28 protein-coding genes are annotated in these 23,122 nt (G+C 74.4%); 9 read left to right on the plus strand and 19 right to left on the minus strand.

Going from position 1 to position 23,122, the window contains the following annotated elements:
* Window position 1: 1 nt before the first annotated feature.
* Window positions 2–877, plus strand: a complete 876-nt coding sequence (locus tag F8279_RS03135; RefSeq protein WP_151499011.1) for an alpha/beta fold hydrolase — start codon at window positions 2–4, stop codon at window positions 875–877.
* A gap of 62 nt (window positions 878–939) precedes the next feature.
* Window positions 940–2,178, plus strand: a complete 1,239-nt coding sequence (locus F8279_RS03140) for a low temperature requirement protein A (RefSeq protein WP_225853104.1) — start codon at window positions 940–942, stop codon at window positions 2,176–2,178.
* A gap of 2 nt (window positions 2,179–2,180) precedes the next feature.
* On the opposite strand, the gene F8279_RS03145 is transcribed toward F8279_RS03140, so the two are convergent.
* Genes F8279_RS03145 through F8279_RS03155 form a run of 3 tightly spaced genes read right to left on the minus strand, consistent with a single transcriptional unit; the run spans window position 2,181 to window position 3,681 of the window.
* A complete protein-coding gene (locus tag F8279_RS03145; RefSeq protein ID WP_091427257.1) occupies window positions 2,181–2,786 on the minus strand; it encodes a YdeI family protein in 606 nt (201 codons plus the stop codon).
* Window positions 2,787–2,815: 29 nt separating this feature from the next.
* Window positions 2,816–3,316, minus strand: coding sequence for a diguanylate cyclase (locus F8279_RS03150; protein WP_225853105.1), 501 nt, complete (start codon window positions 3,314–3,316; stop codon window positions 2,816–2,818).
* Window positions 3,313–3,681 (minus strand): winged helix-turn-helix transcriptional regulator, encoded by a 369-nt coding sequence (locus tag F8279_RS03155; RefSeq protein WP_368668733.1) that lies wholly within the window; start codon window positions 3,679–3,681, stop codon window positions 3,313–3,315. Before F8279_RS03155 ends, F8279_RS03150 begins: the two co-directional genes overlap by 4 nt.
* A 61-nt stretch (window positions 3,682–3,742) precedes the next feature.
* On the opposite strand from F8279_RS03155, the gene F8279_RS03160 reads away from it, so the two are divergent.
* Window positions 3,743–4,396 (plus strand): NAD(P)-dependent oxidoreductase, encoded by a 654-nt coding sequence (locus F8279_RS03160; protein WP_151499012.1) that lies wholly within the window; start codon window positions 3,743–3,745, stop codon window positions 4,394–4,396.
* On the opposite strand, the gene F8279_RS03165 is transcribed toward F8279_RS03160, so the two are convergent.
* The gene (locus F8279_RS03165; protein WP_151499013.1) at window positions 4,397–5,053 is read right to left on the minus strand and encodes an HAD family hydrolase; all 657 of its coding nucleotides are present in this window, start codon (window positions 5,051–5,053) and stop codon (window positions 4,397–4,399) included.
* 62 nt (window positions 5,054–5,115) lie between these two features.
* Here F8279_RS03165 and F8279_RS03170 point away from each other — a divergent pair, with 62 nt between their 5' ends.
* The 3 genes from F8279_RS03170 to F8279_RS03180 all read left to right on the plus strand — a co-directional run bounded on the left by F8279_RS03170 (window position 5,116) and on the right by F8279_RS03180 (window position 7,428).
* Window positions 5,116–5,697 carry a carboxymuconolactone decarboxylase family protein gene (locus F8279_RS03170; protein ID WP_225853106.1) on the plus strand — a complete coding sequence of 194 codons (582 nt, stop codon included), beginning with the start codon at window positions 5,116–5,118 and terminating at the stop codon, window positions 5,695–5,697.
* A 73-nt stretch (window positions 5,698–5,770) separates the two neighbouring features.
* Window positions 5,771–6,745, plus strand: coding sequence for a DUF1152 domain-containing protein (locus F8279_RS03175; protein WP_151499015.1), 975 nt, complete (start codon window positions 5,771–5,773; stop codon window positions 6,743–6,745).
* A 38-nt stretch (window positions 6,746–6,783) separates the two neighbouring features.
* Window positions 6,784–7,428 carry an alpha/beta fold hydrolase gene (locus F8279_RS03180; protein WP_091427375.1) on the plus strand — a complete coding sequence of 215 codons (645 nt, stop codon included), beginning with the start codon at window positions 6,784–6,786 and terminating at the stop codon, window positions 7,426–7,428.
* Here F8279_RS03180 and F8279_RS03185 read toward each other — a convergent pair.
* Window positions 7,413–8,684 (minus strand): MFS transporter, encoded by a 1,272-nt coding sequence (locus tag F8279_RS03185; protein ID WP_151499016.1) that lies wholly within the window; start codon window positions 8,682–8,684, stop codon window positions 7,413–7,415. The genes F8279_RS03180 and F8279_RS03185 overlap by 16 nt on opposite strands.
* Window positions 8,685–8,798: 114 nt before the next feature.
* On the opposite strand from F8279_RS03185, the gene F8279_RS03190 reads away from it, so the two are divergent.
* Window positions 8,799–9,725: a LysR family transcriptional regulator gene (locus tag F8279_RS03190; RefSeq protein WP_192580610.1), complete on the plus strand. Its 927-nt coding sequence runs from the start codon at window positions 8,799–8,801 to the stop codon at window positions 9,723–9,725.
* Here F8279_RS03190 and F8279_RS03195 read toward each other — a convergent pair whose 3' ends face one another.
* Genes F8279_RS03195 through F8279_RS03205 form a run of 3 tightly spaced genes read right to left on the minus strand, consistent with a single transcriptional unit; the run spans window position 9,726 to window position 11,848 of the window.
* Complete coding sequence (locus tag F8279_RS03195) at window positions 9,726–10,493, minus strand: trans-aconitate 2-methyltransferase (protein ID WP_151499017.1); 768 nt, start codon at window positions 10,491–10,493, stop codon at window positions 9,726–9,728.
* A gap of 33 nt (window positions 10,494–10,526) precedes the next feature.
* On the minus strand, window positions 10,527–11,297 hold the full coding sequence (locus F8279_RS03200; protein ID WP_151499018.1) for a maleylpyruvate isomerase N-terminal domain-containing protein: 771 nt from the start codon (window positions 11,295–11,297) through the stop codon (window positions 10,527–10,529).
* The gene (locus F8279_RS03205; protein ID WP_151499019.1) at window positions 11,294–11,848 is read right to left on the minus strand and encodes an AAA family ATPase; all 555 of its coding nucleotides are present in this window, start codon (window positions 11,846–11,848) and stop codon (window positions 11,294–11,296) included. Before F8279_RS03205 ends, F8279_RS03200 begins: the two co-directional genes overlap by 4 nt.
* A 38-nt stretch (window positions 11,849–11,886) precedes the next feature.
* Between F8279_RS03205 and F8279_RS03210 the strand changes: the two genes are divergently transcribed.
* Window positions 11,887–12,651, plus strand: a complete 765-nt coding sequence (locus F8279_RS03210) for a class I SAM-dependent methyltransferase (protein ID WP_151499020.1) — start codon at window positions 11,887–11,889, stop codon at window positions 12,649–12,651.
* A gap of 4 nt (window positions 12,652–12,655) precedes the next feature.
* On the opposite strand, the gene F8279_RS03215 is transcribed toward F8279_RS03210, so the two are convergent.
* The 10 genes from F8279_RS03215 to F8279_RS03260 all read right to left on the minus strand — a co-directional run bounded on the left by F8279_RS03215 (window position 12,656) and on the right by F8279_RS03260 (window position 20,822).
* The gene (locus F8279_RS03215) at window positions 12,656–13,747 is read right to left on the minus strand and encodes a winged helix DNA-binding domain-containing protein (protein ID WP_151499021.1); all 1,092 of its coding nucleotides are present in this window, start codon (window positions 13,745–13,747) and stop codon (window positions 12,656–12,658) included.
* Window positions 13,748–13,814: 67 nt separating this feature from the next.
* Complete coding sequence (locus tag F8279_RS03220) at window positions 13,815–14,033, minus strand: hypothetical protein (protein WP_151499022.1); 219 nt, start codon at window positions 14,031–14,033, stop codon at window positions 13,815–13,817.
* Window positions 14,034–14,081: 48 nt separating this feature from the next.
* Complete coding sequence (locus F8279_RS03225) at window positions 14,082–15,761, minus strand: long-chain-fatty-acid--CoA ligase (RefSeq protein WP_151499023.1); 1,680 nt, start codon at window positions 15,759–15,761, stop codon at window positions 14,082–14,084.
* Window positions 15,762–15,862: 101 nt separating this feature from the next.
* A complete protein-coding gene (locus F8279_RS03230; protein WP_091427234.1) occupies window positions 15,863–16,042 on the minus strand; it encodes a hypothetical protein in 180 nt (59 codons plus the stop codon).
* Between the two features lie 72 nt (window positions 16,043–16,114).
* Window positions 16,115–16,825, minus strand: coding sequence for a spermidine synthase (locus F8279_RS03235; protein WP_091427232.1), 711 nt, complete (start codon window positions 16,823–16,825; stop codon window positions 16,115–16,117).
* A gap of 81 nt (window positions 16,826–16,906) precedes the next feature.
* A complete protein-coding gene (locus F8279_RS03240; RefSeq protein WP_151499024.1) occupies window positions 16,907–17,515 on the minus strand; it encodes a class I SAM-dependent methyltransferase in 609 nt (202 codons plus the stop codon).
* Window positions 17,454–18,350, minus strand: a complete 897-nt coding sequence (locus F8279_RS03245; RefSeq protein WP_151499025.1) for a sulfite exporter TauE/SafE family protein — start codon at window positions 18,348–18,350, stop codon at window positions 17,454–17,456. The genes F8279_RS03240 and F8279_RS03245 overlap by 62 nt, the downstream gene beginning before the upstream one ends.
* A complete protein-coding gene (locus tag F8279_RS03250) occupies window positions 18,347–18,931 on the minus strand; it encodes a rhodanese-like domain-containing protein (protein WP_091427226.1) in 585 nt (194 codons plus the stop codon). Before F8279_RS03250 ends, F8279_RS03245 begins: the two co-directional genes overlap by 4 nt.
* Before the next feature lie 81 nt (window positions 18,932–19,012).
* The gene (locus F8279_RS03255) at window positions 19,013–20,413 is read right to left on the minus strand and encodes an MBL fold metallo-hydrolase (protein WP_151499026.1); all 1,401 of its coding nucleotides are present in this window, start codon (window positions 20,411–20,413) and stop codon (window positions 19,013–19,015) included.
* Window positions 20,414–20,552: 139 nt separating this feature from the next.
* A complete protein-coding gene (locus F8279_RS03260; RefSeq protein ID WP_013285930.1) occupies window positions 20,553–20,822 on the minus strand; it encodes a metal-sensitive transcriptional regulator in 270 nt (89 codons plus the stop codon).
* Between the two features lie 235 nt (window positions 20,823–21,057).
* Here F8279_RS03260 and eccB point away from each other — a divergent pair, with 235 nt between their 5' ends.
* Window positions 21,058–22,467 carry a type VII secretion protein EccB gene (gene eccB, locus F8279_RS03265; protein ID WP_151499027.1) on the plus strand — a complete coding sequence of 470 codons (1,410 nt, stop codon included), beginning with the start codon at window positions 21,058–21,060 and terminating at the stop codon, window positions 22,465–22,467.
* Between the two features lie 22 nt (window positions 22,468–22,489).
* Here eccB and F8279_RS03270 read toward each other — a convergent pair whose 3' ends face one another.
* Window positions 22,490–23,095, minus strand: a complete 606-nt coding sequence (locus F8279_RS03270; protein WP_091427220.1) for a bifunctional 2-polyprenyl-6-hydroxyphenol methylase/3-demethylubiquinol 3-O-methyltransferase UbiG — start codon at window positions 23,093–23,095, stop codon at window positions 22,490–22,492.
* Between the last annotated feature and the right edge of the window lie 27 nt (window positions 23,096–23,122).

A 23,122-nucleotide genomic window follows, 5' to 3' on the forward strand; every position in this document is an offset into this window, starting at 1 on the left:
GATGCGCGCCAGTCAGAAGATCCGCCACCGGCACGCCGACGTCGACGGACTGGAGGTGTTCCTCCGCGAGGCCGGACGCCCCGGCGACCCGGCGGTGCTGCTGCTGCACGGATTTCCCAGCTCGTCGCACACGTTCCGCGAGGTCATGCCCGCCCTCGCCGAGGTCGCGTACGTGCTCGCGCCCGACCTGCCCGGCTTCGGGATGTCCTCGTCGCCGACAGCCGCCGAGTACGACTACACGTTCGAGAACCTGTCGTGGACGGTCGAGCGCCTCCTCGGCCGGCTCGACGTGGACCGCTTCTTCGTCTACCTGCACGACTTCGGCGCGCCGGTCGGATACCACCTGGCCACCCGCGCCCCGGAACGGATCCGCGGCCTCGTCGTGCAGAGCGGCAACGCGCACGCCGACGGGCTCGGCGCGCAGTGGGACACCGCGCGGGCGTACTGGGCGGACCCGGGCGAGGCCACCCGCGCCGCGCTGCCGGACTGGCTGACCTTCGCCGGCACCCGGGACCAGTACCTCGCGGGGCTGCCCGACCACGTACGCCGGTTGCAGGCGCCCGAGCCGTGGCACCTGGACTGGGCGCGGATGACCCGGCCCGGCAACGTCGAGGCGCAGTTCGCGCTGTTCACCGACTACGCGAACCACGTCGCCCGGTTCGGCGAGATCGCCGCGTACCACAGCGCCCACCAGCCGCCGGCGCTCGTGCTGTGGGGCCGGCACGACGCGTACTTCGACGTGGACGAGGTGCTCGCGTACCACCGCGCGCTGGACCGGATGGACGCGCACATCTACGACGGCGGCCACCTGCTGCTGGAGACCCACGCGGCCGAGTGCGCCGCGCTCATGCGCGCGTTCGTGCGGGACAACTCGTGAGCGGGGAACCCGCCGAGCTGGCCCCGCGGCTGAGACACGAGCTGTACCACAGGCTGCGGCCGATGACCGGTCGTGACCCCGGTGAGAAGGGCCGGTCCACCACGCCGCTGGAGCTGCTGTACGACCTGACGTATGTCGTCGCGTTCGGCGCCGCCGCCGACCAACTCGCCCACGGCATCGGCGACGGGCACGTGGGAGCGGCGCTCGGCGCCTACGCGTTCGCGATCTTCGCGGTGACGTGGGCATGGATCAACTTCACCTGGTTCTCCTCGGCGTACGACAACGACGACGCGTTGTTCCGCGGCGCGACGCTCGTCCAGATGCTCGGCGTCGTCATCCTCATCTTCGGGCTGCCGGTGAGCTTCGACGACACCGCCGAGGGCGGCAGCCCGAACAACCTTCTGCTGGTCGTCGGCTACATCGTCATGCGCGTACCCATCATCGGGCTGTGGCTGCGCGCCGCCCGCCAGGACCCGACGCACCGCCGGACCACCGTCGCGTACGCGGTCACCATCGCCGTCGCGCAGGTCGGGTGGTTGCTGTCCGCGATCCTCCCGCTGCCGGTCGGCGTCGTCGTCGCCGCGCTCGTGCTGCTGGCCCTGGCCGAGATGGTCCTGCCTGTGGTGACGGAACGGCGGCTCGGCAGCCCACCGTGGAACGCCGGTCACCTGGCCGAACGGTTCAGCCTCCTGACGCTGATCACGCTCGGGGAGGTGGTCGCGGCCACGACCGCCGCCGTCGGGGCGCTGATCCGGGAACAGGGGTGGAGCGTCGCCGCCGTCGTGATCATCGCGTCCGGGCTCGTCCTCGCCGCCGCGCTCTGGTGGGCGTACTTCCTCGTGCCCTCCCGGCCCGTCCTGGAACGGTGGCCTGCTCGCGCGTTCGCGTGGCGCTACGCGCACCTGCCCGTCTTCGGCGCCATCGCCGCGGTGGGCGCCGGGCTGCGCGTCGCCACCAGCGCGGTCGAGGAGGAGAAACTCTCCGTCCTCCAGGTGGCGCTCTCGCTCGCGGTGCCGACGGCCGCGCTGCTCGTCATGATCTTCGTGACGTGGAGCGTGCTCCTGCACTCCTACGATCTGACGCACGTGCCGCTGCTGGTGGCGTCGCTCGTACCGCTCGCGGCGGCCGTCGCCGTCCCGTCCGTGCTGGGCGCCACCGGGCCGGTCCATCCGGACGACCGGGCCAGCCTGACCGCGCTCGTCGCCGCGATCGCGTTGGTCGCGCTGTCGGGGATCGTCGAGGTGGTCGGGCACGAGACGGTCGGCTACCGGCACACGATGCGGGCGCTGGACCGGGGCTGACGTCACGACGTGCGCGAGGGCTTCGCCTTCTGCGGGTGGATCGTCTCGTGCCGGGCCAGCATGGCGACGAACTCCCCGATCTTGCGCTGCCGGGTCTCCGCGCGCTTGACCGCGTTGAGCCGGTGGATGAGCGCGAACCTGTTGGCGCTGGTGAGCACGTCGAACATGGCCTGGGCGGCGGGCTCGACGGCGATGGCGGCGAGCAGGTCGGCGGGCACCTCGGCCTCCGACGGCGGCGCGTAGGCCGCCGCCCACCGGCCGTCCGCCTTCGCGGCCTCCACCGCGGCCCGGCCCGCGGGCGTCATCCGCCCCTCCGACTCCAGCCGGGCCACGTGCGCGACGTTGCGCTGCGACCAGGCGCTGCGCGCCCGGCGCGGGGTGTACCGGATCCAGGAGCTCTCGTGGTCGCGCTTGCGGGCCTGCCCGTCGATCCAGCCGAAGCACAGCGCCTCGTCGACCGCCTGCTGCCAGGTCAGCGTCGTGATCGTGCCGCCCTTGCGGCCCAGCGCCAGCCAGACACCGGGCGACGTGTCGTGGTTGGCGGACAGCCACGCGCGCAGCGCGTCCGCGTCGGGCACGATCAGCTCGTCCAACTCCTCGCTCGCCATGGCGGGAAGGCTATGCCAGGGGTACGACGCTACGGCCGGGCCCGCAGCTCAGCCGCCCGCTGGTCGCCCTCGGACGACGAATCGCCCGCGCGCTGCTCGCCGTCGGTCGAGGGGTCGGCCGCCCGTCGCAGCCGCCGTCCGGCGACCAGCATCGCCACGCCGGCGCCGGCGAGCCCCGCGCCGAGCAGCCCGCCCGCGACCCCCGCCGCCGGATCGCGCTCCCGGAACGCGTACGTGACGGCCGACGTGAGGATCGGCGCACCGAGGGCGATGGCCATCCAGCCGCCGAGGATGTCCTCCTTGTCGGCGAAGGCGTTCGTGGTGATGAGGAAGAGCAGCACCATGGCTGCGGCGAGGCCGACGAGGAACAACGCCGCGAGGATCAGCGCGGGGTCGCGGGGGAGCAGCCCGGCGGCCGCGGCGAGCACGTAGATGATCGCCGCCGCGATGAGGTTCGCGAGGACGTTCGTCATCACGTTCGCGACGAACCTTCGCAGGCCGCCGCGCCCGGCGCCGGTCGGTGGCGTCACGACGTCCGCGAATCGTTCGACCGGCGGGCGGCCAGCAACTCGTCCAGGTGCTGCTCGCTCCACCTGCGGGCGGCCGCGACGAGCGTCAGCAGGCTGCGGCCCAGCGGCGTCAGCGCGTACTCCACGCGCGGCGGGTTCTCGTCGTAGGCCGTGCGTGTGACCAGCCCGTCGCGTTCCATCGCCCGCAACGTCTCGGCCAGCACCTTCGGCGTGATCGTGCGCAGCGGCACCCGCAGCTCGGTGAACCGGCGCGGCCCGTGCTCCAGGCACAGCACCACCATCGCGGTCCACCTGTCGCCGATCCGCAGCGGCATCACCCGCGACGGGCACGCGGGATCGAACATGTCCGGATCGAGCGGCGTCACCGTCAAAGCGTAACGCCGGTACCGTTGCGGTAACCGGCACCCGGCGCTCTAGCGTCGCGCCATGACCAGCATCGCCGTCCTCGGCGCGGGCGGCCGCGCCGGCCGTGCCGTCACCGCCGAGGCAAACCGCCGCGGCCACCGCGTCACCCCGGTGGTCCGCGACCCCGCCCGCCACCCCGACCTCACCTCCGCGGTACGCGGCGACGTCACCGACCCGGAGGCGGTCGCCTCCATCGGGTACGGGCACGACGCCGTCGTCCACGCGGTCAGCCCGGCCTCCGGGCCGGAGGCGCTCGCCGCCGCCGGCCCCGATCCGGAGTTCTTCGTCCGGGCGGCCGACGCGCTGCTGCACGGCCTGGCCCGCTCAGGTGTGCCGCGGCTCGTGGCGATCGGGCTGTTCGCCACGCTCACCGACGCGCACGGCCGGCCCCTCTACGACGACCCGGCCGTCCTGCCCGCCGAGTTGCGGCCGTTCGCGCTCAGCCACGCCGCCGGCCTGGACCGGCTCCGTGCGGCGGACACCACAGTCGACTGGCTGGTGCTCACCCCGCCCGCCGCGCTGGACGTGGACGGCGCTCGCACCGGCCGGTACCGGCTCGGCGGCGAGCAGGCACCGGCGTCGGCGCACCTGTCGTACGCCGACCTGGCGGTCGCGGTGGTCGACGAGATCGAGTCGCCGCGCCACCACCGCACCCGGGTCTCCGTGTTCGGCTAGCTAGCCGCCCGCGCCGTTGTGCCGCGCGACCAGGTCCGGCAGCTCGTCCAGCGAGTCGATGCGGAACAGGCACCGGTCGGCCACGCCCGGCAGGTCGAGGATGTGACCCCACGGGCCACGCCGGATCAGGCACGCCGCCATGCCGGCGGCCATCGCGGGCGCGGCGTCGTTGTCCGGCCGGTCACCGACGTACAGGATCGCCGACGCGTCGCCGCCGCCCTCGCGGACGACCCGGGCGAAGAACTCCGGCGCCGGTTTCGCCACGCCCCAGGCCGCCGACGTGCCGATCACGTCCACCGGCAGGTCCAGTGCCCGCAGCGTTGCCTCGGCGTGCTCCGGCTGGTTGCCGGCCAAGCCGACGCGCAGTCCCTGCTCCCGCAGGGCGGCCAGGCACGCCCGCGCGTCCGGGTAGAGATCGTCGGCGCCGAACGACTCCGGGTCGCCGGCCGCGACCCGGCGCGCGAGTTCGGCGGTGAGATCGAAGTCGGGCCGGAAGGCCCGGAACACCTCCTGGTAGTCCAGGCCACGGGCGATCACCGCGCCGAAGACGGCGGAGAACGTGTGCCGTGGAACGCCCAGCCAGTCCGCCCAGGTCGCGAACTCGCGTGCCTCGTCGAGAATCGTCCCGCCCACGTCGAAGAAGACCGCCCGGATCATCAGCGGATCGTACTGTCGTTGATCAGCCAGTGGGGGACGCCCGGGTGGCGCAGACTGCCCGCATGAACCCCGCCTTCCTCCCCGAACCGCCGCAGAGCCCGGCGGCGAAAGCCGCGTACGAGGACGACCTCGCCGCCGACGGCTACGTCAACAACCTCACCCGCGTCTGGTGCTGGCGTCCGGACGTGCTGATGTCGTTCCAGAACACGCGCACCGAGTTGCTGTCCGAGTCCACGTTGTCCTCACGGGAGGTGGCAGTGCTGGTCGCCGCCACGGCCGCCGCCCGCGGCGACTCGTACTGCGCGCTGGCCTGGGGCGCGCGGCTGGCCGGGATGAGCGACGAGACGACCGCTGCCGCGGTGCTGCGCGGCACCGAGGCGGACCTGTCCGAGCGGGAGACGGCGCTCGCCGACTGGGCCCGCCGGGTCGTGACGGACCCGAACGCCACCATCGAGGCCGACACGCAACGCCTGTGCGACGCCGGCCTGAGCGACCGGGAGATCTTCGAGGCGACCGCGCTCATCGCGTTCCGGCTGGCGTTCTCCACCGTCAACGACGCGCTCGGCGCGCGACCGGACGCGCAACTGGCGGAGAAGGCGCCACGGCTCGTCCGGGAGGCGGTCACCTTCGGCCGCCCGGTCTGAACGAGCGGGCCCCGACCATCGGCCGGGTGGCCACGGGACAGCGGCCCGTCAGGCGACCGGAGATCATCATCTGGTGACCGACACCGCCGCGTACACCTTGGCCGTTCCGCCGCTGTTCGCCGCACTGGCCCCGGCACGTGACGTCCTGATCGCCGGCGCCGGTGGCGGCTTCGACGTGTACGCCGGCCTGCCGCTGGCGCTGGCGCTGTGGCAGGCCGGCAGGCGGGTGCACCTGGCCAGTCTCTCCTTCTCGGAGCTGGAACTGCTCGACCGGCAGGTGTGGGTGGACGAGCACGTCGCGGCGATCCGGCCGGACACCCTCAGCCCCGACTGGTACTTCCCGGAGGCGCACCTGGCCCGCTGGCTGGCGGGCCGGGACCTGCCGTCGACCGTGTACGCCTTCCCGCCGCTGGGCGTGCAGCCGCTGCGCGAGGCGTACCGGCACCTGGTCGACCGGCTCGACGTCGACGCGATCGTGCTCGTGGACGGCGGCACCGACATCCTGCTGCGCGGCGACGAGAGCGGCCTGGGCACACCGGTGGAGGACATCACCAGCCTGGCCGCCGTGGCCGGGCTGGACGTGCCGGTGCGGTTGGTGAGCAGCCTCGGGTTCGGCATCGACGCGCACGACGGCGTCAACCACGTCGAGGTGCTGGAGAACCTGGCCGCGCTCGACCGGGAGGGCGGCTACCTCGGCGCGCTGTCCATTCCGGGCTCCAGCCGTGAGGCGGTGCTCTACCGCGAGGCGGTCGCGCACGCCCAGGCCGCCACCCCGCACCGGCCGAGCATCGTCCAGGGGCAGATCGCCGCCGCCACCGGCGGCGCGTGCGGAGACGTACGGTTCAGCCGGCGCACCGGCCACGGCGACCTGTTCGTCAACCCCCTCATGGCGATCTACTTCTCCGTCGACCTGCCCCGGCTCGCCGCCCGCTGCCTCTACCTCGACCGGATCGAGAACACGATCGGGCGGCGTCAGGTCGTCACCCGCATCGAGGCGTTCCGCGACGAGCTGCGGGCCACCCGGATCCCGCGGGCGTATCCGCACTGATGGCCACGCATGTCGTACCGGTGTGGGAGGGTCCGGGCATGACGACGTTCGTGCTCATCCACGGTGGCGGGGGCAGCGCGTGGGACTGGCATCGGCTGGTTCCCGAGCTGGCCGCCCGGGGTCACGACACGGTGGTGCCGGAGCTGCCGATCGGGGACCGGTCGGCGGGGTTCGCCGACTTCCGCCAGGCGGTGATCGACGCCGTCGGCAATCGCGACGACCTCGTGGTGGTCGGGCACTCGTACGGCGCGTTCACCGCGCCGCTGGTCGCCGACCGGCTGCCGGTGCGGCTGCTGGTCCTGCTCACCCCGATGATCCCGCGGCCCGGTGAGAAGCCGGGGGAGTGGTGGGGCAACACCGGCTACCGCGAGCCGGAAGGGGTCAGCGAGGAGCAGCAGTTCTACAACGGCGTGCCGGCCGAGATCGTCGCCGAGGCGCCGGCGCACGGCCGGCAGCAGGTCAGCGCGGAGTGGGACGAGCCGTGGCCGTCGGCCACCTGGCCGGCCGTGCCGACGAGGGTGCTCATCGGCCGCGACGACCGGTTCTTCCCCGCCGACTTCCAACGCCGGGTCGCCGCCGACCGGCTCGGCGTGGTTCCGGACGAGATCGACGGCGGCCATGCGGTCGCGCTCAGTCATCCGGGCCCGCTCGCCGACCGGCTGACCGCCTACCTGGCGGTCTGACCGTCCGGCCGCCGGGTTCGGGAGACCGCAGCGGCCGGGCGTGCGGGCTCCGGGTCGCGCGTGTGCCGACGGGTCGGCAGCAGCAGCGGCGTGGCGAGCAGCAGCACCCCGGACGCGGTGATCGCGGCGAGTGGGCCGACAACAGTGGCGAGGACGCCCCACGCGGTCATCAGCGCGGCCTGGGTGAGCCGGCCGGTGACGCTCCACGCGGTCAGGACCTGTGCGGTGTGCGCCTGCGGGGTCCGGCGCAGGCGCTCGGTCGCGTAGATCGGGTTGAACACGCCCATGCACGTGATGAGCGCCGACTCGACGGCGATCACGGTCAGCAGTCCGGTGGTCCCCGGGTGGGTGAACGCGAGACCGAGCGGAACGATCGACCGCAGCCAGCCGGCCACCGTCATCACCCGCCGCCGCCCGTACCGCCGCACGAGGCGCGGGCTCAGTCGTGCGCCGAGCACGCCGCCGAGTGCGGAGACGCCGAAGACCAGCCCGTACTGCCAGGCCGCCACCCGGTACTCACCCAGCAGGAGCACCGCCAGCAACGGCGCGGTCGCCATGATCAGGCCGCCGACCAGCACCGAGTTGAGGAACAGCCGCCACAGCACCGGGTCGCGGCGCACGAACCGCCAGCCCGCGCCCAGGTCGGCGGCGCGCGAGCCGCCCGCCGGGACGCGGGGCGCCGCCGTGTCGCCGGCCCGGATCCGCCGCACCGCGAACGCCGACAGCAGATGGCTCACGGCGTCGGCGGTGACGGTGACGACCGGGCCGAGCAGCCCGACGAGCGCGCCCCCGAGCGGGGGCCCGGCCGCCGTCGCGGCCCAGCTCGTCGCCTCGAACCGCCCGTTCGCCACCAGCAGCCCGTCACCACGGACCAGGCGCTTCAGGTACGCCCCGGACGCGGCGGTGAACGTGATGCCGGCCGTCCCGCAGACCACCGCGACGACGAGCAACTGGCCGTAGGACAACACCCCGAGCGCGTACGCGGCCGGCACGCTCGCCAGCGCCGCGAACCGGACCAGATCCGTCGCGACCATCACCGGCAGCTTGGGCCGGTGGGCCACCCACGGGCCGAGCGGGACCGCCAGCACCGCCGCCACGGCGAGCCCGGCCGCCTCCAGGAGCGACACCGCGAACGCCGACGAATCCAGCACCCGCACCGCGATCAGCGGAAACGCGCCGAACGCCAGCCAGGTGCCGTACGTGCTCGCCGCGTAGGCCGACCACAGCCACCCGAAATCCGATCCCAGCCTCCGCACGCCCCGCCCCCGTCACCGATGCCCCGCGCATCAGACCGGCCGCGCTGGTGCCGCAGCAAACAACCGCCGCCCGGCGCGCCACAACCATCGGCTGGGGCCGCCTACTGTGGGCCGGTGGACAGCGAGGCGGTGCGGTCGTTCGTGCGGGCGGCCGAACTCGGGCAGTTCCGGCACGCCGCCGACGAGCTGGGCGTCACCCAGCAGGCCGTGTCGAAGCGGATCGCCGCGCTGGAGCGGGAGCTGGGAGTGCGCCTGTTCACCCGTACACCCCGGGGCGTCGAGCTGACAGGCGACGGCCTGGCGTTCCTCCCGCACGCCCGGGGCGTCGTGGCCGGCGCGGACCGCGCGGTCGCCGCGGTCCGGCCCGGCGCGCGGGCGCCGCGCATCGACGTGCTCGGCCTGCGCAGCGCGCAGGCCGTCCTCCTGCACGACTACTGGCGCTGCCACCCGGGCGTGGACCTGGACGTGGTGACGCTGCGGGTCGACGACCCCCGGCAGGTCGCCACGGCGGTCCGGGCCGGCGACGTGGACGCCGCGTTCCGCACCGTCACCGACCCGGCCGCGCTGCCGCCCGAGGTGCGGATGGTCCGCGCCTTCGACTCGCCGCTGCAACTGCTCGCCGGGCCCCGGCATCCGCTCGCGTCCGCCCGCACGCTCACGCCGTCCCGGCTGCGCGGACACCGGCTCCGGGTGCCGGGCATCGTGCCGGGCAGCGAGTGGGGCGAGTTCTACGAGCAGCTCGCCGACGCCTTCGACCTGTGGGTGGACGCGACCGGGCCGAACTTCGGCACCGACGTGCTCCTCGACACGCTCGCGGACTCGGCGGACGTGGCGACGCTCGTCGGCGCCCGGGACCGCTACCTCTGGCCCGCCGGCCACGACCTGCGCCGCATCCCGATCACGGGTCCGGTGCTCGCGTACCCGATCAACCTGATGCTGCCCCGGACCGGCCCGCACCCGGGGCTGCGGCCGGTGATCCGCCACTTCGCGGGCCTGCCGCCGCTGACCGGGCCGGTCTGGCGGCCCTCGTGGGCCGCGTGATCAGGGCCGCGACGTCCGCCGCGCCAGGTGGACCGTGACGTCGGCGGTGACCTCGACCGTACCGGGCAGGGCGTCCCGGACACGGCGGAACACCTGCTCGCGTACGTGCGGCGGCAGTTCGAGATAGGCCGAGACGGTCGACAGCAGACCGACGTAGTCGTCGGCGCTGATCGTGATCCGCCGCTCGATCTCCGACTGGCGCACGTCGGCGAACCACTCGGACGCGCGCAGCTCGGTGCCGGGCCACTGCATGCCGGCCGACGGCGGCGTGCCGTCCGGCGACGGGATCTCGTCGTCGGCGACGAACTCGGAGCGGGCCGCGGCCACCGCGTCGCGCAGCGCCGGGTCGGCCAGCCGCAGCGGGCCGCCGAACGAGGCGAACACGCCATTGGGCGTGAGCAGCCCGGCGATCCGCTCCCACCGGCGGTCCGGGTCCGTCCAGTGCAGGGCTGCCGCCGCGTACACCAGGTCGTGGCGCTCGCCGGCGCGCAACTGCTCGAACGCGGCCTGCCGGACCCGGACGTCCGCGGGCACGTGCCGGCGCAGCTCGGCGAGCATCGCGGCGTCCGGGTCGGTGGCGGTGACCGCGATGCCACGCCGGGCGAACAGCCGGGTCGCCTTGCCGGTCCCGGCCCCGATCTCCAGGGCGGTCCGGACCGGCCGGTCCGCGTACGCCAGCACCAGGTCGGCCAGTTCCTCGGGATAGCCGGGCCGGAACCGCTCGTACGCCTGCGCGGCCGCTCCGAAGCTCAACGCACGACCCGGCATGCCGGCCATCCTCCCACGGTCAGGCCGCCGTCCCTACGCGCCCGGGTCCCACGCGGCGATCCGGTCGAGCACCTGCCGGTCGCCCGCGATGGTGAGCGCGTCCAGCGGTATCCGGCCGTAGAAGGCCAGGACCAGATCACCGGCGCTGGAACTGGCGGCGGTGTCGGCCGGACCCGCATCGGCTCCGGCGGGCAGGCTGGTGACCCGTACGCCGTCGGGGGAGAGCCGCACGCGCCAGGATCCGCCCTCGGTGAGGTGGTAGTCGAGGACGGCCGGCTCGTACGGCCACGGCACCGTGGTCGCGCAGCAGGTGAACAGGAAGTCCTCCACGCCGTCGAGGGCCACCTCGACCGGCACCGGCTGCGGCGCGCCCACGGTGAGCTGGGCGTCGTAGGTGTGCACCGCGATCTCCTGGAGCTGGTGCCGGGCGACGGCGCCGCAGTTCTGCGGCGACTGCGACGTGTCCCACCACGTCCAGCAGCCACGATCGGGGCCGGCGTCGCGCAGCGCGACCAGCAGCCGCTGGGTGGACTCGGCCAGCCAGTCCCGCAGCGCCGTACGCTCCCGGGGCGCGCCCGGCCCGTCCGGCGCGGCCCGCCCGGACGCCTCGGGACCGGCGGCGACGGTGGCCGCCCACGAGCGGCGTCCCTCACCGATGTGCCGGGCCAGGTCGAACAGCGTCCACTCGGGGCAGGTCGGCACCGGCGCGTCGAGGTCCGGCGCGGCGGCGACCGCTTCCCGGAACGCGGCCGCCCGGTCGTCGATCAGCCGCAGCCGATCGGAAAACGTCAGGGGTTCGGTCACCCCGGCTGTCTACCACCGTGCCCGGAGGCCCGACAGCGAGTTTCGGCGCGCACGTGCGCGGCGACGGCGTCGGCCACCTGCTCGGGCGGGGCGGAGGCGTCGACCAGACGGGCGTCGGTCACCGACGCGAACGTGGCGAGCGCCCGGGCGACGTGGTCGTGCCGCCAGGCGCGCGCGCCGACCTCGACCTGGTCGGCGTCGATCCGGGCCCGCAGCCGGCCCTCGGGCAGGGTGAGCACCACCTCGCGGAGGTCGACCCCCGCGGCGCGGATGCCCCCGAGGATCTGCGCGCGGTACGCCGGGTCGAGCAGGCTCATCGGCACGATCCAGACGCCCGGGTGGTGACGGTCCAGCCCGGTGACCGTCTGCACGACGAGGTGACGCCACAGCGGCAGGTCCTGGAAGTCGCCGGTGGGGGAGGTGACGAACGCGGTGAGCATCGAGCCGAGGAACTCCGGGTCGAACAGCCGCGCGTCCGGCAGCGCGCTCGTGAGCAGCCGTGCCGTGGTCGTCTTGCCGACGCCGAAAGCGCCGTTGAGCCAGACAATCATGGGCATGATCATGGCACGAGCGTTGCTAGCCTGATGCGGTGAGCTTCGATGTGGACGCTTCCGCGTACGGCCGCTTCATGGGTCGATTCGCCGAGCCGCTGGCGGTGCGCTTCGCCGACGCCGCGGGTGTCACGCCGGGGCTGCGGGCGCTTGATGTCGGGTGCGGGACCGGCGCGTTGACCGCGGAGCTGGTGGCACGGCTGGGGCCCGACGCGGTGTCGGCCGTCGACCCGTCGGCGCCGTTCGTCGAGGCGGCCCGGGTGCGCCTCCCGGGGGCCGAGATCCGGCGCGCGTCGGCCGAGCTGCTGCCGTTCCCCGACGGCGGCTTCGACGTCACGCTCGCTCAGCTCGTCGTGCACTTCATGACGGACCCGGTCGCCGGCCTGCGGGAGATGGCCCGGGTGACCCGTCCCGGGGGCGTGGTGGCGGCCTGCGTGTGGGACCACGCGGGCGGTCGCGGGCCGCTGACCGTGTTCTGGCAGGCGGTCCGGTCGCTCGACCCGGACGCGCACGACGAGTCGGGGCTCGCCGGGGCGCGGGAGGAGCACCTCGCCGAGCTGTTCACCGCCGCCGGGCTGCGGGACGTGCGGTCCTCGATGCTCACCGTCCGGACCAGTTTCGCGAGCTTCGACCAGTGGTGGGAGCCGTACACGCTCGGGGTGGGCCCGGCCGGGGACCACGTCCAGCGGCTCGACGCGGCGGGCCGCGCGGCGTTGCGCGACCGGTGCGCGTCACTTCTCGGCGAGCGGTGGCCGATGGAGGTCCCGGCCTCGGCCTGGACGGCGATCGGCCGGACACCGTAGACGGTCAGCCGGCGAAGTCGACGCCGGCCAGCGGCACGCCCCGGTACGCGGCCAGGCGCTCGGCCTCCGCGACCACCGCGTCGCGTGCGCTGCCGGTGAGCTTGCGCCACTGCTGAACGGCGACGGTGAAGGTCCGGCCCGACTTGCGGGGCCGCCACGTGCCGACCAGCTCACCGTCGGCCAGCACGGCGCCGGGGCGGCCCAGCACCGGCCACAGCTCCTTGACGCGAGCCGCGTCCGGCACCAGCGTCGCCCGGTCCTTCGCCTGAAGGAACAGGTCGAACGGGCCGAGCAGGCACGTCGCCGTCGTCTCGGCCGACGCCAGCGCGGCCTCGTCGGCAGCGAGCAGCCAGCGCGTCTCGCCGTCAACGCTCACCTCGACCGTGTCGCGGGGCCAGCGAGCCTTGACCTCCTTGACCGGGGCGTCGAGGTAGTCGGCCACGTGCTTCGGGGTGGCCGGGCCGAGCAGCCGCAGGTAGGCGCGGACGAGGTCGAACCGGTCGCCGGGCGCGTCGGCCGGACGGAATCGGGGAATGCGTTCCAGGATCGGCGGCGACGTGTCGAGCCGCAGTTCCAGGCCGGCGCGCACGGCGGCCAGCCGGAACGGCATCTCGTAGAGGTGGGTCGCGTTGCACGGCCGGCAGAACCGCAGGTAGGGCTTCGGCATCACCTCGGCGAGCCGCCCGGAGACCTCACCCTTGACCGTCGGCTTGCGGACGATCTCCCGCATCCGCGCGGCCACCTCGTCGAGCGCGGCGACGATGCCGATGCCCGCCGCCTTCAACGGCTTCGCCGCGTCGTAGATGCGCTTGCCCGCGTCGGCGTCGGAGAACGGCTCGACCGCGGCGGCCACCGCGCCCACGTCGGCACGGCGGTAGAGGTGCGGGGCGCCGCGTACGGTCCAGAGCATGACCACGTCGTCGCCGGTCAGCGGAGCCACGTCGACACCGCGCGCGGCGAGCGCCCACCGGCCGCCGTCGGGGCCGGTGTCCTGCACGCCGATGTCGAGCACGGCCGTGTCGGCGAGCGAGCCCTCGGCCCGGTCGAGCTGCTGGGCGCCCACGCGGAAGGCCATCACCTGACGTCTGTCGACCATCGCCACAGCGTAGGCGCCGGCACCGACACGTCCGGCGCAGCGCGCTGACCGGCGTGGCCGGGTGCTGTCAGCGCGCGGCGCGCGGCACGGAGTCCTGCCGCCGGTCCGGGCCGGAGCGCTTGAGCAGGAACACCCCGCCTCCGATGAACACGAGGCTGAGCACGATCCCGACCAGGTTGCCGTCGGCGAGCGTGCCGAAGATGCCGAGCAGGCCGAGGACGACGGCTACGCCGCCGACCAGGCGCATGACGTAACGACCGACTGACTTACCCCGTGAGTCCACCATGGATGCTCGTCTACCCCTGCCGCCATGACGGCAAACGGGCGGCCCGCGTCAGCGGTCGGCGAGCAGCCGTTCGCGGACCTCGCGGCGCAGGATCTTGCCGATCTGGGAGTACGGCAGCTCGTCGACGATCACGACCCGGCGTGGCACCTTGTAACCGGCCAGGTGGGTGCGGCACGAGGTCCGGATCGCCTCCGGGTCGCCGGCCACCGCCGGGTCGACCACCACCGCGGCGACGACCTCCTCGCCGTCGTCGGTGGGCATCCCCACGGCGGCGGCCTCGCGTACGCCGGGAACGCGGCGCAGCGCCTCCTCCACCTCGGACGGGTAGACGTTGAAGCCGCCGGTGATGATCAGTTCCTTGATCCGGTCGACCACCGTCACGAAGCCGTCGGCGTCCATGGTGACGATGTCGCCGGTACGCATCCAGCCGCCCGGCAGCAGCACCTTGGCGGTCTCCTCGGGCCGGTGCCAGTAGCCGGAGAACACCTGCGGGCCGTGGACCAGCAGCTCACCGGCCTCGCCGGGCGCGCGGTCGCGGCTCGGGTCCTCCGGGTCGACGATGCGCACGTCGGTGGAGGGGAACGGCACGCCCACGGTGCCGGGGCGGCGGGTCGGCGCGACCGGGTTGCCGACGGTGATCGGTGACGTTTCGGTCATCCCGTACCCCTCGACCAGCAGGCCGCCGGTCACCTGCTCCCACAGCTCCACAGTGGCCGGTGGCAGCGACATCGCGCCGGAGAGCGCGTACCGGATGGAGGTGAGGTCGACGCCGCGTTCGCGGGCGGCGGTGGCGAGCTTCGCGTAGACCGGCGGCACCGCGGGCAGGAACGTCGGCGGGCGGCGGCGGACCGCGTCGAGCACCTGGTCGGCGTCGAAGCGGGGGAACAGCACCAGTGTGGCCCCGATGCTCACGGCGAAGGTGAGGCAGAGCGTCAGCCCGTAGGCGTGGAACAGCGGCAGCACCGCGTACACCGTCTCCGCGCCGTCGCGCAGGCCCGGCACCCAGGCGCGGCCCTGCGCGGCGTTGGCGCGCAGGTTGCGGTGGGTCAGCACGGCGCCCTTGGGCTCGCCGGTGGTGCCGCCGGTGTACTGCAGCAGCGCCACGTCACCGGCCTCCGGCGCGGGATGCCCGGCGGGCAGCGGCCCGGCGGCGGCGACCAGGTCCGACCAGGCCAGCGCGCCGGGCGCGGGGGCGGTCATCGCGGCGCGGGCGGCGCGGACCTTCGGCAGCGGCACCCGCAGCGCCCACCGCTTGAGCCGCGGCAGCGCCGCGGTCAGATCGACCGCCACCACGGTACGCACGGCGCCGCGTCCCGCCACCAGCGGCGCGACCTTGTCCCACGCGATCGCGACCGTCGCACCGTGGTCGGTGAGCTGCCGGTCCAGCTCGTCGGCGGTGTAGAGCGGGTTGTGCTCGACGACCACCGCGCCGAGGCGCAGCACGGCGTAGAACGCGACCACGTGCTGCGGGCAGTTCGGCAGCACCAGAGCCACCCGGTCGCCCGGGCCGACGCCGAGCCGGCGCAGCGCCTCGGCGGCGCGGGCCACCTGGTCGGCCAGCTCGGCGAACGTGGTGGTGGCGCCGTAGAAGTCGAGCGCGACCCGGGGACCGAACCGCCCGGCCGCCTCGGTGAGCAGGTCGACGAGTGAGCCGTCCGGCTCGGCGATCTCGGCCGGCACGCCGGGTGCGTAGCTACGGGTCCAGGGTCGCTGGGCGGTCGCGTCCATCGCCGTTACTCCTCGTCGCGCGGATGACGCCCCCAGCCTAACTTAACCGCCGGGTAACCTACGCTTACGTAGGTTGCCGGGTGGGTCACACTCTCCGCAGGTCAGCGTCGGCGGGTCGAATGCTGGTGCACCACCTGCCGACCCTTCACGATAGCGAAGATGATCACCGCGGCGAGCGCGATCACGCCGATGATGACGAGCCAGCGGACCGCTTCCAGCAGCAGCCCGAGCAGGATGAGCACACCGGCGACCACGCCGACCACCCAGAGCAACGCGCGCATGTCCCAGCCTCCCGTCGTACGGTGGGCCGTGCGCTTTCCCGCTGGTCGGGCGGCCATGCGCCGCCGGGTGGATCAGTGCCGGGCCACGTACACGGTGTTCGCCGCCTCCCGCCCCTGCAACGGGTTCGGGAACCGGACGACGTGCGCCACCGAGGTGGGGAACACCTCGGTGAGCGTGCGCTGGAACGCCGTGTCGGGCGGGTCGTTCGACCAGAGCGCGAAGACGCCCTCCGGATGCAGCAGCGCGGCCAGCCGGCGCAGCCCGTCGACCGTGTAGAACGGGGCGTGGCTGGGGTGCAGCACCTGGCGGGGGGAGTGGTCCACGTCCAGCAGCACCGCGTGGAAGCGGCGCCCTGGCTCGTCGGGGTCGAGGCCGCCGCCGGCGACCGCGGCGAAGAAGTCCGCCCGGACGAACCGGGTACGCGGATCGGTGGCCAGACCGGCGGCGAACGGCAGCAGGTCCCGCCGGTGCCAGTCGATCACGTCCTCGATCGCCTCGACCACCACCAGCGACCGCACCCGCGGATCCTCCAGCGCGGTACGCGCGGTGTAGCCGAGGCCGAGCCCGCCGACCACCACGTCCAGCGCGTCACCGGTCAGCGGAGCCAGCCCGAGCCGGGCCAGTTCGATCTCCGCGACCGGGAAGGCGCTGGACATGAGGTACTCGTCGTCGAGCTTCACCTCGTACACCTCGGCGTCCAGCGCCGGGTCACGGCGCCGCCGCAGGCTGATCTCGCCGATCGGCGTCTCACGCCAGGCCAGTTCCTCGAAACGCGCGCCCACCCGGTGTCCTCTCCGCCGATCCGTCCCCGGATGCTACCGGCCGGTCCCGGCCCGGCCCGGCGGAACCGCGGCGGACGGCGGTCAGTCGGCGGGGCGGGTGGCCACCACGACGGTGTCTAGCGCGTCGACGGTGCCGCCGTCGGTGGCCGGCACCGGCCGGCGGGCCGTCTCGGCCCGCTGCACACGCAGCCCGGCCAGCCCGTCGACCACCGACTCCGGCGTGAGCAGCACGTCCGGGTCCTGCGGGCCGCCGATGCCGCCGGAGAGGTTGGCCAGGTCGTGGCCCACCACCACGAGCGTGCCGCCGGGGCGCAGCGCGGACTTCGCCGCGGCGAGCACCCCGGCGAACGCCGGCGCGGTCAGGTGCAGGTAGCTGATCAGCACCAGGTCGTAGCTGTTCGGCACCGGCCGGTACGCGGTCACGTCCGCCACCCGCCAGTCGACCGTCACGCCCCGCGCGGCGGCCAGCTCCCGCCCCCGGTCCACGGCCACCGCGGAGAAGTCCACCGCGTTCACCCGCCAGCCCTGACCGGCCAGCCAGACCGCGTTGCGTCCCTCGCCGGCGGCGACGTCCAGCGCTGAGCCGGGGGTCAGCCCGGTGACCGACTCGACCACGAAACGGTTGGGCTCAGCGCTCCACACCAGTCCGGGCGTGTCGGCGTACCGGCTGTCCCAGGCGCTGCTGTCCACTGTGTTCCCTCCTTCGGCGGCCCCACACCGCCAAGGTGACCGTACCGGCCACGGCAAGCGCTCCCACGGCGAGTCCCCAGACCGGCGGCAACTGCTGCGCGAGCACGAACACGCCCATCACCACGACGAACCAGCCGAATCCCCGGCGCAGCAGGTCGGCCGGGATCCGGCCGGCGAGCCGACCGCCGAGCAGGCTGCCGACGACGGCGGCGGCGGTGACCCCGGCGGCCAGCCCCCAGTGGATCTGCACGCTGGACAGGTAGCCGGCCAGACCGGCGAAGGACTTCATCGCGATGACGACCAGCGAGGTGCCGACCGCGACCGGCATCGGCAACCCGCCCAGCAGGGCCAGAGCGGGTACGACCAGGAAGCCGCCGCCCGCGCCGACCAGACCGGTGACCAGACCGACCACCACACCGTCGACGATCACCCGCAGCATCGGCAGCTCGCACGGCGCCGGCCGGCCCTCGGCGGACCGGCGGCCCCGGAGCATCGCGACCGCGGTGGCGAGCATCATCAGGGCGAACGCGGTGAGCAGGACGCCCGCCGGGACGAACTCGGCCAGTCGGCCGCCCGCGTACGCGCCGGTCATGCCGGCCACGCCGAAGACGAGCCCGGTACGCCAGCGGACCCGGTTCGCGCGGGCGTGCGGCAGCACGGCGACGGCGCTGGTCACGCCGACGACGAGCAGCGAGGTGGCGATCGCCTCCTTGGCGGGCAGGTCGGCGACGTAGACCAGCAGCGGCACGGCGAGGATCGACCCGCCGCCGCCGAGCAGGCCCAGCGTCACACCGATCAGCACCGCGCCGGCCAGCGTCAGCGCCAGCGTCGTCACCTGCGGCTCCCGTCGCGCAACTGCCCCACGATCGTGTCGAGGTCGCAGCTCGCACCGCGGTTGTACGGCAGCTTGCTCAGCAGCATGCCCATGGCGCAGGTGTTGGTGAGCGCGGCGAACGTGAGACCCGCGCCGATGAACGCGGCGACCCACTTCAGGCCCGGCACGAACACCGACGCGACGATCGCGGCGAGCACGATCGAGCCGGCGACGAGGCGTACCTGGCGCTCCAGGTCCCACCGGGCCCGGCCCTGGTTGACCGGGGCGTTCGTGGCCTGCCAGGCCAGCATGCCGCCGTCGAGCACCTTGACGTTGGGCAGGCCGACGGTGCCGAGCGCCTGGCCGGCCTGGCTCGCCCGGACGCCGGAGCGGCAGATCAGCACCACGTCCTCGTCCAGGTGGCCGCGCAGCTCCGCGCGATGCTCCCGGAGCAGGTCCAGCGGCACGTTGTACGCGCCGGGGATGTGCGCCGCCTCGAACTCACCGGGCGTGCGCACGTCGAGCATCCGGGGCGTACGGCCGGCGGCGATCAGCTCGCGCAGGGTCGCCGCGTCGATGGTGGTGGGGGTGGTCGTGGTCATGCTCTGTCTCCTTGACTGTTTTCGGGCAGGGTCCGGCGCCGGCCGGCGTGGGGACACGCCGGCCGGACGCTCGGGGAGAGGTCAGGCGGTGGGCGCCATGCGTACGCCGGCCTCTTCGGCCCGCGCGTACGCGTCGTCGATCAGCACCACGTCCCGGCCGGCGTTGGCGAGCAGGGACGCGGCGGCGGTGGCCCGGTAGCCGGAGCCGCAGTGCACCCAGATCGTTCCGGCGGGGATGTCGGCGAGCCGCTTCGGCACGTCCGGCAGCGGCACGTGCACCGCGCCGTCGATGTGCCCGGCCTTCCACTCGTTGGTCATCCGCACGTCGAGGACGACCTGCGGCTCGGGCAGCCCGGCCGGAGTGTTCCCGGCCTGCGCGGCGGCGAGCGCGCCGAAGTCGGCCACCGCCAGCTGACGTAGCTGCGACGGGTCGGCGGTCCACTGCTCGGGCTCGCCGGTGGCCTGGGCGGCCGGACGGTCGATGCCGATGCGGACCAGTTCCCGCTGGGCGTCGGCGACCTGCTCCGGCGTCTGCGCCAGGAACGTGATCGGCACGCCCCAGTCGATCAGCCAGCCGAGCCACGTCGACATCGGCCCGTCCAGGCCGAGGCTGACGGTGCCGGCCAGGTGCGAGGCCGCGTACGCCTTGCGGTGGCGCAGGTCGACCACCCACTCACCGGCGGCGATGCGACGGCGCAGCTCGCCGGCGTCGGCGCGGGACACCGGCGTGAGGTCGACCGGGGCCGGACCGGCGGCGTTGGCGACGCCCATGTGGGCGTAGTACGCCGGGTAGGCGTCCAGACCGGCCAGCGTCTCGGTGACGAACTGGTCGGCGGCCAGCCGCAGCACCGGGTTGGCCTCCTTCTCCCGGCCGATCGTCGACTCGGGCGCGTCGGCCTGGCTGGCCGAGCAGAAGCTGCCGAAGCCGTGCGTGGGCCACACCTGTGCGCCGTCGGGCAGCAGGTCGGCCAGCTTGCGCGCCGAGGCGTGCTGGTGGTGTGCCAGCTCGTGGGCGTACTGCTGGCCGAGCAGGTCGGTGCGGCCGGTGGTGCCGAACAGCAGCGAGCCGCCGGTGAACACGCCGGCCGGCGTCCAGCCGCCGTCGGTGGCCTCGTCGATCGCGTACGACAGGTGGTGGAAGGTGTGGCCCGGGGTGCCGATCACCCGCAGCCGCATCGTGTCCGACACCGGCACGGTGTCGCCGTCGGACACCGGGGTCCGGTCGAACTCGACCGTGTCGGCGGCGGCCACCAGGTACTGCGCGCCGGTGATCCGGGCCAGTTCCAGGCCGCCGGAGACGTAGTCGTTGTGGATGTGCGTCTCGACCACGTGGGTGATCCGCACGCCCTCGGCGCCGGCCAGGTACAGGATGCGGTCGATGTCGCGCTGCGGGTCGACCACGATCGCGACCCGGCCGTCAGAGGCGAGGTAGCTGCGGTCGCCGAGCGAGGAGCTCGCGATGACGGACACGTCGAGGGTCATGCCGGTTCCTCTCATTGCCTACATACCCCGGGGGGTATATGCGGGACAGTCTGCGGCCTGGGGTCTCCAGGCAGGTGTTTACCCACCCGCGTCGCGATCACGCGACCCGGGCGGGACTCAGTCGGTCAGGCGGACGCCGTCAGGCGAGGGACAGGAAGAGCTTCTCCAGCTCCTCCTCGGTCATCTCCGGCTCCTCGCCGGCCTGGCGGGCGGCGTCGCAGTAGCGCATGCCGGAGGCGATGATCTTGAAGCCGGCCCGGTCGATGGCCTTGGAGACCGCGGCGAGCTGGGTCAGCGCGGCGCGGCAGTCCTCGCCGTTCTCCATCATCTCGATGACGGCGTTGAGCTGCCCCCGGGCCCGCTTGAGCCGGGTCAGCGCCTCGCCTGTCATCTCCGGTCGAAGATTCACGTCATACCTCCTGCCCGCAAACATACCCCAGGGGGTACCCCATCCGCCACTACTCCCGCCCCGCCTCGCCGATCTTGCACTTGGTGCCCGCGGTGTGCCCGTTGTGACCGGTTTGCCGGGGCGGTGAGTGCAAGATCGCGAGGGAGGGATGGGGCGAGAGAGGACACGGAGGGTCGCCGGGGCATCGACGGAGCGCTTATCCTGTGCGCCGACCATCCCGGCGGGAAGGGATCAGATGGCGTCGCGGCAGGACCAGCTGCACTCGTACCAGTTCACCGTCCAGCGGACGGTCGCCGCGCTCGTCATGCGGGAGACCGACCCGCCGCAGTCGCCGTTCCGCCGGCTGGCCGGAGCGGGTCTGGCGAGCGTCCTGGTCGCGGCGATCGCGCTCGGCGGCGTCGCGCTCTACGGCCTGTTCACCGGCGGCGGTGACTCGTGGCGCGAGACCGGCGCGGTGATCGTGGAGAAGGAGTCGGGTGCGCGGTTCGTCTACCGCGACGACAGGCTGCACCCCGTCCTCAACTACGCCTCCGCCCTGCTGATCATCGGCGCGGAGCGCCCGAAGACGGTGCTGGTCAGCCGCCGCGCCATCGACGGGGTGCCGCGCGGCCTGCCGCTCGGCATCGCCGACGCGCCGGACTCGCTGCCCGCGTCGAACCGGCTCGTCCGCGAAGCCTGGACGCTCTGCTCGGTGACGGGCGACGAGGCCGGGCGCGCGGAGACCGGGCGGCCGGCGGCGGGGCGCGGCGAGGCCCGCTCGGTGCTGCTGATCGGGCGGGAGGTCACCGGCGGCCGGGCGCTCGGCGACCAGGGCCTGCTCGCCCGGCATCCGGACGGCGGCCTGCACCTGCTCTGGCACGACCGGCGCTACCTGCTGCGCGACACCGACCGGGTGCTCGCCGCGCTCGCCGCCACCCGGGAACGGGCGGTGCCGGTGGCGGCGGCGCTGCTGAACACGCTCCCGGCCGGCGCCGACCTGGCCCCGCCACCGGTGGACGACCTCGGTGAGCCGTCCGAGCGGGTCACCGGCGCGGCGGTGGGCGACGTCTACCTGGTGCGCAACTCCGGTGGCGGACGGCAGTACGCGGTGGCGCAGCGGGGCGGGCTGGCGGCGATCACCGAGTTGCAGGCCGCGTTGCTGCTGGCCCGCACCGGCCAGCGGGATCCGGAACCGATCACGCTCGGCCGGTTCGCCGCGCTGCCCAAGCTGCCCGGTCTGGTGCCCGGCGGGCCGACCGCGCCGCCGGCCGTACCGCCCCGGCTGGCCGCCGCGGAGGGAGCGCTCTGCGCGCGGGCCGGCGACGACACCGGCGTACGCGAGCTCCGCCTCGGCGTCACCGCGCCGGACCAGTCCGCCGCCGCGCGCACACCGGGCGGCCGGGCCGGGCTCGCCGACGAGGTGGTGGTCGAGCCGGGACGCGGCGCGCTGGTGGAGGCGGTACCCGCGCCGGGCGCGACCGGCGGCGCGATCTGCGTGGTCACCGACCTGGGCCGGCGGTACGCGCTGACCGGTGCCGAGGTGCCCGGCATGCTCGGGTACCCGGGCGTGCGCCCGGCGCGGCTGCCGGCGGGCCTGGTGGACCTGCTGCCGGCCGGCAGCCCGCTCGACCCGGAGGCCGCCCGCACGGTCGCCGCGCCCGCGTGAGCCCTGGTCGGCAGGAGAAGGGTCAGCCGGCGGGGCGGCGCAGCACCGTCACCGCGAAGTCGGCGTCGTCCCGCCAGGGCCGCAGGTCCCAGGTGGCGAAGCGGTGCTCGGGGCGCAGCCCGGCGGCGACCGCGTCGGCGTCCAGGTCGGCCACCGGGTAGCCGCGGTCGGTGCCGAAGCCGACCACCACCAGGCCGTCCGGGCGTACGTGCGCGGCGACGCGGCCCAGCACGTCGCGTTCGGTGCCGGGGGCGACGAAGACCATCACGTTGCCGGCCAGCACCGCGGCGTCGAACGGCTCCGCCTCGCCCTGCGCGGCCAGGTCCAGCTCGGCCAGGTCGGCGACCAGGAAGCGGGGGCCGGGGTGGTCGGCGCGGGCCGCCTCGACCAGCGCCGGGTCGGCGTCCACGCCCACCACGTCGTGCCCGCGTGCGGCGAGCGCGCCGGCGACCCGGCCGGTGCCGCAGCCGGCGTCCAGGACGCGCGCGCCCGGCGGCACGAGCGCGTCCAGCAGCCGCGCCTCACCGGCCAGGTCGGCGCCCTCGGCGGCGAGCTGGCGGAAGCGGTCCACGTACCACTGCGAGTGGCCGGGCTTCGTGTCGGTCACCCAGCGGGTCGGCTTGCCCATGAGGCCACCGTAGCTGATCTTGCGCCA

This window comes from Micromonospora sp. AMSO1212t (assembly GCF_008868145.1).
In the GTDB taxonomy this organism is placed as follows: Bacteria; Actinomycetota; Actinomycetes; order Mycobacteriales; family Micromonosporaceae; genus Micromonospora; species Micromonospora tulbaghiae.